The 9,058-nt window shown below is 65.1% G+C and carries 9 protein-coding genes; 4 read left to right on the forward strand and 5 right to left on the reverse strand.

Annotation, left to right across the window (positions count from 1 at the left end; translation table 11 throughout):
- Positions 1-4: 4 nt before the first annotated feature.
- From JWP90_RS05205 to JWP90_RS05220, 4 genes are all read right to left on the reverse strand, one after another.
- Positions 5-1,285, reverse strand: a complete 1,281-nt coding sequence (locus tag JWP90_RS05205) for an ABC transporter permease (protein WP_297360618.1) — start codon at positions 1,283-1,285, stop codon at positions 5-7.
- Positions 1,282-2,556, reverse strand: coding sequence for an ABC transporter permease (locus JWP90_RS05210; protein WP_297360621.1), 1,275 nt, complete (start codon positions 2,554-2,556; stop codon positions 1,282-1,284). The genes JWP90_RS05205 and JWP90_RS05210 overlap by 4 nt, the downstream gene beginning before the upstream one ends.
- Positions 2,553-4,067 (reverse strand): ABC transporter ATP-binding protein, encoded by a 1,515-nt coding sequence (locus tag JWP90_RS05215; RefSeq protein ID WP_297360624.1) that lies wholly within the window; start codon positions 4,065-4,067, stop codon positions 2,553-2,555. The genes JWP90_RS05210 and JWP90_RS05215 overlap by 4 nt, the downstream gene beginning before the upstream one ends.
- Positions 4,068-4,152: 85 nt before the next feature.
- On the reverse strand, positions 4,153-5,238 hold the full coding sequence (locus tag JWP90_RS05220) for a BMP family ABC transporter substrate-binding protein (RefSeq protein WP_297360626.1): 1,086 nt from the start codon (positions 5,236-5,238) through the stop codon (positions 4,153-4,155).
- Positions 5,239-5,499: 261 nt separating this feature from the next.
- Between JWP90_RS05220 and JWP90_RS05225 the strand changes: the two genes are divergently transcribed.
- The gene (locus tag JWP90_RS05225) at positions 5,500-6,450 is read left to right on the forward strand and encodes a 5'-3' exonuclease (protein WP_297360629.1); all 951 of its coding nucleotides are present in this window, start codon (positions 5,500-5,502) and stop codon (positions 6,448-6,450) included.
- Here JWP90_RS05225 and JWP90_RS05230 read toward each other — a convergent pair.
- Positions 6,447-7,562: a mannose-1-phosphate guanylyltransferase gene (locus tag JWP90_RS05230; RefSeq protein WP_297360632.1), complete on the reverse strand. Its 1,116-nt coding sequence runs from the start codon at positions 7,560-7,562 to the stop codon at positions 6,447-6,449. The two genes, JWP90_RS05225 and JWP90_RS05230, sit on opposite strands and share 4 nt — an antisense overlap.
- Positions 7,563-7,776: 214 nt before the next feature.
- Here JWP90_RS05230 and sdhC point away from each other — a divergent pair, with 214 nt between their 5' ends.
- The 3 genes from sdhC to JWP90_RS05245 form a co-directional block, all read left to right on the forward strand.
- On the forward strand, positions 7,777-8,166 hold the full coding sequence (gene sdhC / locus JWP90_RS05235) for a succinate dehydrogenase, cytochrome b556 subunit (protein ID WP_297360635.1): 390 nt from the start codon (positions 7,777-7,779) through the stop codon (positions 8,164-8,166).
- 13 nt (positions 8,167-8,179) lie between these two features.
- Positions 8,180-8,626, forward strand: a complete 447-nt coding sequence (locus JWP90_RS05240; protein ID WP_297360639.1) for a succinate dehydrogenase hydrophobic membrane anchor subunit — start codon at positions 8,180-8,182, stop codon at positions 8,624-8,626.
- A gap of 28 nt (positions 8,627-8,654) precedes the next feature.
- The coding region (locus tag JWP90_RS05245) for an FAD-binding protein (protein ID WP_297360642.1) at positions 8,655-9,058 on the forward strand (404 nt) is incomplete at its 3' end.

The following is a 9,058-nucleotide window of genomic DNA, read 5'->3' on the forward strand; positions in this document are numbered from 1 at the left end:
TTTGTCACGCCTTTATGTATGGTTTACCGGATGCCGCCGGGCCGCGGACGTAGCCGACCAGGCCGGCGACCGCGAAGATCGTCACGACGTACGGGAGCATCAGCAGGAATTCGCTCGGAACGCCCGAGCCGATCGCACCCAGCACGTTCTGCAGGTTCGTCGCGAAACCGAACAGCAGCGCAGCGAGCGTCGCCCGGATCGGATCCCACCGCCCGAAGATGACCGCGGCGAGCGCGATGAAGCCGGCCCCAGCCGTCATCTCCTTCGTGAACCCGCCGACGGACCCGAGAGTGAAGTAGGCGCCGCCGAAGCCGGCGATGGCACCGGCGAGGGCGACATTCCAGAACCGGGTGGCGTTGACCTTGATGCCGACGGTGTCGGCCGCCTGCGGGTGCTCACCGACCGCACGGAGGCGGAGCCCCCACTTGGTGCGGAACAGCGCCCACCAGACGACGAAGACGGCGATGTACATGCAGTAGATGATGATCGTCTGCCGGAATAGCACCGGTCCGAGAATGGGAATCTCACTGAGGAACGGGATGCTGATGCGGGGGAACCGGGGCGGGGAGTTGAACAGCGGGGTGTTGCTGGTCAGCACCGTGGAGTAGAGGAAGCTCGTGAGTCCGGCCACCAGCACGTTGAGCACCACGCCGACGATCACCTGGTCGACGATGTACTTGATCGAGAACGCGGCCAGCAGGAAGCTGACGAGCACGCCGGCGACCATCGCGGCGACCAGACCCACCCAGGGGTTGCCGGTCACGGATGCGACGAACGCGGACAGGAAGGCACCGGCAAGCAGCTGGCCTTCGATGGCCACGTTGACGACGCCGACGCGTTCCGAGATGACGCCGCCGAGCGACCCGAAGATCAGCGGTGCGCTCAGAGCGACGGTGCCGAGAAGCAGACCGGTGATCGGGATGGTCTCCCCCGCCGCAGCCCAGGTGAGAAACGCCCACATGAACGCGAGGGCGAAGAGGATCGTCAGCCACAACGGTGCCCGTTTCGCCCGGCTGGACAGCCAGGCCGCGTACGCGGTGATCGCCACCAGCAGGACCACGAGCAGAACGCAGGTCAGCCGGGTCGGGTTGTCGATCGGCGCCAACTGGATGACGTCCGCGTCGTTCGACAGGCGGAACCGGCTCACACCGTCTCGCCCGTTGACGACGAAGAGCACAATCGCGATGAGGGAGAAGATCGCGTAGGCGATCGGTGCTTTCCAGCTCTTGATGCTCGCCGACTCCAGGCTGGCGGAGACGGACTCAGACGCGGTGGTGGTGGTCATTTCGCCGCCACCTCCTTCGAGACGTTGGGCAGCAGTCTGCGGCGAGCGCCCTGCTTCGGCAGGAAGAACACCGCCCGGATGAGCGGCGGAGCGGCGATGAACAGCACGATCATCGACTGCACGACGGTCACGATGTCGACCGGGATGCCTTCGGCAGCCTGCATCGCGAAGCCGCCCGCTTTGAACGCGCCGAACAGGATGCCTGCGGCGAAGATGCCCCACGGCTTGCTTCTGCCGAGCAGGGCCACGGTGATGGCATCGAAGCCGATGCCGGCGTCGATGCCTGCAGAGAACCCGGTCGTCACCGTCCCGAGCACCTGCATGACACCCGCGAGGCCGACGAGGCCGCCGGAGATGAGCATCGCGTAGACGTAGGTGTTCTTCACGTTGATGCCGGCGACCCGTGCAGCATTGGGGTTCTCGCCGACCGCCCGGAACTGGAACCCGAGGCTCGACCGGTTGAGCAGCCACCAGGCGAAGAAGGTTGCCGCGATGACCAGGAGGAAGCCGAGGTGGAGGTTGTACCGCGGACCGAGGATCTCAGGCAGTGTCGCCGTCTCGAACATGGCAGGCGACTTCGGGTTGACGGAGCCGGGCTTCTGCAACAGGCCCGGAGTTCGGAGCATCCAGGAGATCAGGTAGAACGCGACATAGTTCAGCATGATCGTGAGGATGACCTCGTGGGCGCCGGTGCGTGCCTTGAGGAAACCGACGAGGCCTCCCCAGAGGGCGCCTCCGGCGATTCCTGCGACGAGCGCGACAATGAGGTGGACACCCCATGGCAGCTGGAACGAGAAACCCACCCAGCCGGCGCACGCGGCGGCGATCAGCATCTGGCCGCGGCCACCGATGTTGAACAGGCCCACCCGGAAGGCGATCCCGATTCCGAGCGCTGCGGCGATGAGCGGCGTCGCGAAAGTGAGCGTCTCGGTCAGCGGCTTGATCCCATCCAGGAAACCGTCGCGGCGGAAGTTGTAGATCGAGCCCTGGAACAGCGCCCCGTACGCGCCGGACACCGCGTTCCAGATGGCACCGAAGGTGTCACCAGGGGCGGCGAAGAAGTAGCCGGATGCGGCCTGCACGTCTTCATTCGTCACAGCGATGAGGATGGCGCCGATCACCAGCGCGAACAGCACGGCGAGGATCGAGATGACGAAGCTGCCGTTGACGATGTCCGAGAACACCTGGTTGCTCCTGGAGCGTCCCTCCGGCTCCGGAGCGAGCTTCGGCTCGTTGGCCGACGGAGCCGTCGTCGCCGTGGTCTCGCTCACGCGGCAACCTCGCCCGGGATCTCGCCGGCCATCATGAGGCCGAGAACGTTCCGTGGGGTGTTCCCGGGGACGATCCCGACGATGGAACCTCTGTACATCACTGCAATCCTGTCTGCGAGAGCGACGACTTCGTCGAGTTCCGTCGATACGACGACGACAGGGATGCCGGCATCCCGCGTCGCCACCATTCTCTTGTGAACGAATTCGATCGACCCGACATCGATTCCTCTGGTGGGCTGGCACGCCACGAAAAGCTTGAGGTCCCGGCTCAGCTCACGGGCGAGGACCACCTTCTGCTGGTTACCGCCGGAGAGCTGGCCCGCCTTCGAGTTGATCGATTCGGCGCGGATGTCGAACTCGTCCTTCTTCTCTTGAGCGAACTCCGCGAGGTACCCGAGCTGCAGGTTGCCGTTTCTCACGAAAGGCTCACGGTCCGACCTGTCGAGCATCAGGTTCTCGGCGATGCTGAAATGACCCACCAATCCGTCCTCGGTGCGGTCCTCGGGCACGAACCCGACTCCGGCGTTGAGGATCTTGCGCACGCTGAGGCCGGTGAGAGGTTTCCCGTTGAGGCTGATCTCCCCGGTCACCCTGGGCTGGAGGCCGAGGATCGCTTCGGTGAGTTCGGTCTGGCCGTTGCCTTGCACTCCTGCGATCGCGAGAATCTCTCCCGCGTGCACCTCGAAGCTGACGTTGTTGACGACCTTGAGTCCGAGGGGGTCGATCACGTCGAGGTTTCGGACGACGAGTCCTGCCGCACCCGGCCGCGCCGGTTGCTTGTGAACGGTGAGTTCGACGGCGCGTCCGACCATCAGGGCGGCCAGCTCCGAGTTCGATGCGGCCGGGGATGCTTCACCGACGACCTTCCCGAGGCGGATGACGGTGATCCGGTCGGCGACTTCCCGCACCTCACGCAGCTTGTGGGTGATGAAGACGATCGAGGTCCCCTCGGCCTTGAGCTGGCGCATGATCGTCATCAGCTCGTCTGTCTCCTGCGGCGTCAGCACAGCGGTCGGTTCGTCAAAGACCAGGACCCGGGCGTTCTGAGAGAGAGCTTTGATGATTTCGACCCGCTGCTGGACGCCGACAGGGAGGTCGCCGACGAGGGCGTCTGGGTCGACGTGGAAACCGAACCTGGCCGAGATCTCGCGGACCTTCGCTCGGGCGGCGTCGAGATCGAGCCGTCCTCCGAAACCGGTCTGCTCATGGCCGAGCATGACGTTCTCCGCCACGCTGAAGACCGGGATGAGCATGAAGTGCTGGTGCACCATCCCGATGCCGGCGCGCATGGCGTCGCCGGGGCCAGCGAACCGCTGCACCACGTCGTCGAGCAGCACCTCTCCCTCTTCGGCCTGGTAGAGGCCGTAGAGGACGTTCATCAGGGTGGATTTGCCAGCACCGTTCTCACCGAGGAGGCAATGGATCTCGCCTGGCTGGACGGTGAGGTCGATGGAGTCGTTGGCGACCAGCGATCCGAATCGTTTGGTGATGCCGCGAAGTTCGAGCTTCATGGGGAAATCCTACGTTCCAACAGATTGGGGAGACCAGCCGGAGCTGGTCTCCCCTTCTGTTTGCGGGTGTGACGTGAGGGAACTGCTACTCGGAGGCCGGTGACGACGGCGAGGTGACCTTGATGGACCCGTCGATGATGCCTGCCTTGATGTCGTCGAGTTCACCCTGCAGGGTGTCGTTGACCTTGCCCTCGAAGTCGTGGAACGGCGCAATGCCGACGCCATCGTTCTCCAGGGTGCCGACGTACGGGGATGCGTCGAACTCGTCGTTGCCCGCCGCGACGACGACGTCATAGACGCCTGACTTCATCTGCTTGAGGATCGAGGTGAGGAACAGTTCCTGACCCGAGTCAGCGGTCTCGTACAGGTCGGCGTCGACACCGAGCATCGCGACCTCCTTGCCGGAGTCCGCGATCGCCTCGATGGCGCTGAGGAAGATCGGTCCGCCGACGGGGAGCAGCACATCGGCGTCCTGCCCGATGAGCGTCGTTGCGAGCTGCTTGGCCGTGTCGTTGGCCTCGAAGCCACCGGTGAATGAACCGGTCTGGCCGGCGACATCCCAGCCGACGACCTTGACGTTCTTGCCCTTGGCCTCGTTGTAGTACGCAACGCCGTCGGCGAAGCCGTCCATGAAGATGGTGACGGTCGGGAACTGCATGCCGCCGAAGGTTCCGACAACGCCGGTCTTCGAGTAATCGGCTGCGGCGTACCCGGCGAGGAACGCGGCCTGGGCGGTGTCGTAGATGATCGGCTTGACGTTCTCAGCATCGATCGATGCGTCGTCGAGCATGATGAAGTTCACATCGGGGTTCTCCTCGGCAGCGGCAGCTGTCGCGTCGGCGAGAGCGAAACCGATGGTGGCGATGAGGTTGCAGCCCTGGTCCACGAGGCTCGTGAGGTTCGGGGCGTAGTCGTCTTCGGTGTCCGACTCGACCTCTTTCATCTCGACGCCGAGTTCGTCGGCCGCCTCTTTCATGCCTTCATAGCTGGACTGGTTGAAGGATTTGTCGTCGAACCCACCCGCGTCTGAGACGATGCAGGGCAGGAAGTCGGATGCCGCCTCCTTCGAGTCGCCATTGCTGGCCGGAGCCTGTCCGCAGCCGGCGAGCAAGGCGAGAACACCTGCACTGGCAAGGCCGGCGAAAGCGACCTTGCGGGTATTGATTGTCAATGTGACCTCCAGGATGCTGCCCTGCGGGACTCGCTAGGGCGGGTATGGGTACGTTACCGAATGTTACGAAGGTCGCTGCGCTCGGCGGAACTCTCGAAACAGAAGCGTTACATAGCGGTTCCCCGCGAGCGTAAGGGGAACCCGTGAACGGGGGGCCTGTTCTCTCATGAGCACTTCTCCTCGAGCCGGCTGCCCGGATGAGCAGAAAGCCCTGCGGGAGAGCACAGCGCGGGATCCCACCCGACGTGCCACAATCAACCCATGAACGGGCGATTGATGCTTCTGGACACCGCGTCGCTGTACTTCCGCGCCTTCCACGGCCTACCCGACACCCTGCGTTCCCCAGACGGCACGCCCGTGAACGCGGTACGCGGCCTGCTCGACTTCATCGCGAAGCTGGTCACCGACTATCAGCCCGGTGAACTCGTCGCCTGCTGGGACGACGACTGGAGACCCGAGTGGCGGGTCGACCTCATCCCCAGCTACAAAAAGCACCGCGTCCTGGCCGGCGGCGAACCCGACGTCGAGCAGGTCCCCGACCTCTTGGTCGCGCAGATTCCCCTCATCCGGCAGGTTCTCGACACGTTCCGGATCGCTGTGGTCGGGGCGGCGAATCACGAAGCAGACGACGTCATCGGAAGCCTGACCGCCCAGGCGACCGGCCCTGTCGATGTCGTAACGGGAGATCGGGACCTCTTCCAGCTCGTCGACGACGCCCGCGACGTGCGGGTCATCTACACGGCTCGGGGCATGAGCAAGCTCGACGTGCTCACTGAGGATGTCATCCGCGCCAGGTATGGCGTGTCGGCTTCGCAGTACGCCGACTTCGCAGCCCTCCGCGGTGACACGTCTGACGGCCTGCCGGGTGTTTCCGGTGTCGGGGAGAAGACGGCTGCCGGGCTGCTCGACACCTTCGGTGACCTCGACGCGATCGTCGCCGCCGCCGCCCAGCGGGGTTCAGGCATGTCCGAATCCGTGCGGGCGAAGATCCTCGCCGCTGCGGACTACCTGCGGGTGGCCCCCACGGTTGTCAGGGTCGTGCGCACGCTCGAGCTTCCGAAACCGGAATCCCGCGTTCGCCCCCTGCCCGATGACGCACTCGATGCAGCGCGCCGGCTGGCCGCTGAGCTCGGCCTCGGCGGGTCTGCCGACCGGGCGCTCCGCGCTTTGGGAAACGACCGGGAAGCATCCGCCGGCCCTGACCGCTCCTAGAGGACGTCGTCCCTGCCGGACAGCTTCAGGGCGTCGACGACGCTTTTCACCCGCTGGGCGTTGGCGCTTGTGGTCACCAGGAGGGCGTCAGGCGTGTCGACGACGACGATGTCCTTCACCCCGATGAGGCTGATCACCCGGCTGGTCTGGCTGACGACGATGCCGCTGGACGCGTCAGACAGCACCCGCGCGTTCTCGCCGAGGATCGCCAGGTCGGTCTTGCGCCCGCCGGAGTTGAGCTTGGCGAGCGAGGCGAAGTCCCCCACGTCGTCCCAGTCGAAGTGCCCGGGCACGACTGCAAGCCGGCCGGCGGCGGCAGCGGGTTCCGCAACGGAGTAGTCGATGGCGATCTTCGTCAAAGTGGGCCAGATCCGGTCGACGGCTGGGCCGCGGGTCGCCGGGTCGTCCCAGACGGATGCCAGCTCGACCAGTCCGGCGTGGAGCTCCGGCTGGTTGCGGGCCAGCTCCTCCAGCAGCACGTCCGCACGACTGATGAACATTCCGGCGTTCCAGAGGTGGGCGCCCCCTGACACGTATTTCTTCGCTGTGGCGAGGTTCGGCTTCTCGACGAACGAGTCGACGAGAAGCGCCGAGTCGGCGCCTTCCACGTCGAGCGCCGCACCGCAGTGGATGTAACCGAAGCCGATCGCCGGCTCGGTCGGCTGGATGCCGATGGCCGTGATGTAACCGGCATCGGCGGTTGCAACGGCCTGGGCGACGGCCGAACGGAAGAGGCGGTCGCCGCGGATCACGTGATCGGCCGCGAACGACCCGATGATGACATCCGGTTCGCGGTGCATGAGGATCGCTGCGGCGAGGCCGATCGCTGCGGACGAGTCACGGGGATCGCTTTCCAGAACGACGTTGTGGTCGGCCAGGTCCGGCAACTGGGCTTCGACGGCGGCCCGGTGCGCGCGACCGGTGACGACCATGATGCGCTGTTCGCCGGACAGGGGGACGAGCCGGTCCCAGGTGGCGCGGAGAAGGGTGCTGCCCGAGCCGGTCAGATCGTGAAGGAACTTCGGGGCGTCCGCCCTAGAAAGCGGCCAGAGCCTCGATCCGATGCCGCCGGCGGGGATCACACTGTAGAAGCGTTCGAGTGGACTGGTCATGATGCCCAGAGTACGGCACCGTCGTTTCGCGCCCGCCCGCGTCCAGATATCTCGACGTCAAGATGCTTAGGTTCCCCTTACCGGCGGACCGATGCCCCAGGACCGTAGACTATTGGGGCGCCGTTGTGACGCATGACCGCCTCATCAGCGGCCAGGAACGCTTTCAAACAGGGAGGGCCGTTCGTTGTCAGCGAAGACTGCAAGAACACCACCATTGGATTCCACTACCTCTCCACGCCCGGCAGGGACTCTCTACCGTGGGCGCGAGGGAATGTGGTCGTGGGTGCTGCACCGGATCACCGGTGTCGCCATTTTCTTCTTCCTGCTTGTGCACATCCTCGACACGGCCCTCGTCCGGGTGTCGCCTGAGGCGTACAACGCGGTCATCGGCACCTACCAGACACCCATCATGGGTCTCGGCGAGGTCGCGCTCGTCGGAGCGATCGTGTTCCACGCGTTCAACGGGCTCCGCATCATCCTCATCGACTTCTGGTCGAAGGGCACGCGCTACCAGAAAGTGATGTTCTACGTGGTGATCGCCCTCTGGGTTCTCACGATGCTGGCCTTCACGCCCCGCCACCTCATCAACGTCTTCAGCCACTAGGAGGGGAAGCACAATGTCTGCAACTCTCGACGCTCCCCGCACCGCGCTCCGTCCCGCCCGCAAAAGGGGCGTGAACTGGGAGAAGTGGGGCTGGATCTACATGCGCGTCTCCGGTGTCGTGCTCGTCGTCCTGATCTTCGGCCACCTGTTCATGAACCTGATCGTGGGCGACGGCGTCAGCGCCATCGACTTCGCTTTCGTCGGCGGCAAGTGGGCCGACCCGTTCTGGCAGTGGTGGGACGTCGTCATGCTGTGGCTCGCGCTGATCCATGGCGGCAACGGCATGCGCACCCTGGTCAACGACTACGCCCGCGGCCCGCGGATCCGTGCAGCTCTCAAGCTGTCGATCCTCGCCGCCGTTGCGATCCTCATCCTTCTGGGCACTCTCGTCGTCTTCACCTTCGAGCCGTGCCCGGTCGGGCAGCCCGCCGACCTCCTCCCCTCGTTCTGCACCGCGTGACGAGGAACTGAACATTTTGGATGCATCTGTGACTCAGGACCCAAGCGACGACGTCATCATCGACGGAGTGCACTACCACCAGTTCGACATCGTCATCGTAGGAGCCGGCGGCGCCGGCATGCGTGCGGCGATCGAAGCCGGCCCAGGCGCCAGGACGGCGGTGATCTCCAAGCTGTACCCGACGCGCTCCCACACCGGAGCCGCGCAGGGCGGCATGGCGGCGGCGCTCGCCAACGTCGAGGAGGACAGCTGGGAGTGGCACACGTTCGACACGGTCAAGGGGGGCGACTACCTCGTCGACCAGGATGCCGCTGAGATCCTCGCGAAGGAGGCCATCGACGCGGTCATCGACCTCGAGAACATGGGCCTCCCCTTCAACCGCACCCCTGAGGGCAAGATCGACCAGCGTCGGTTCGGGGGCCACACCTCGGA

The organism is Mycetocola sp. (genome assembly GCF_025464835.1).
In the GTDB taxonomy this organism is placed as follows: domain Bacteria; phylum Actinomycetota; class Actinomycetes; order Actinomycetales; family Microbacteriaceae; genus Mycetocola_A.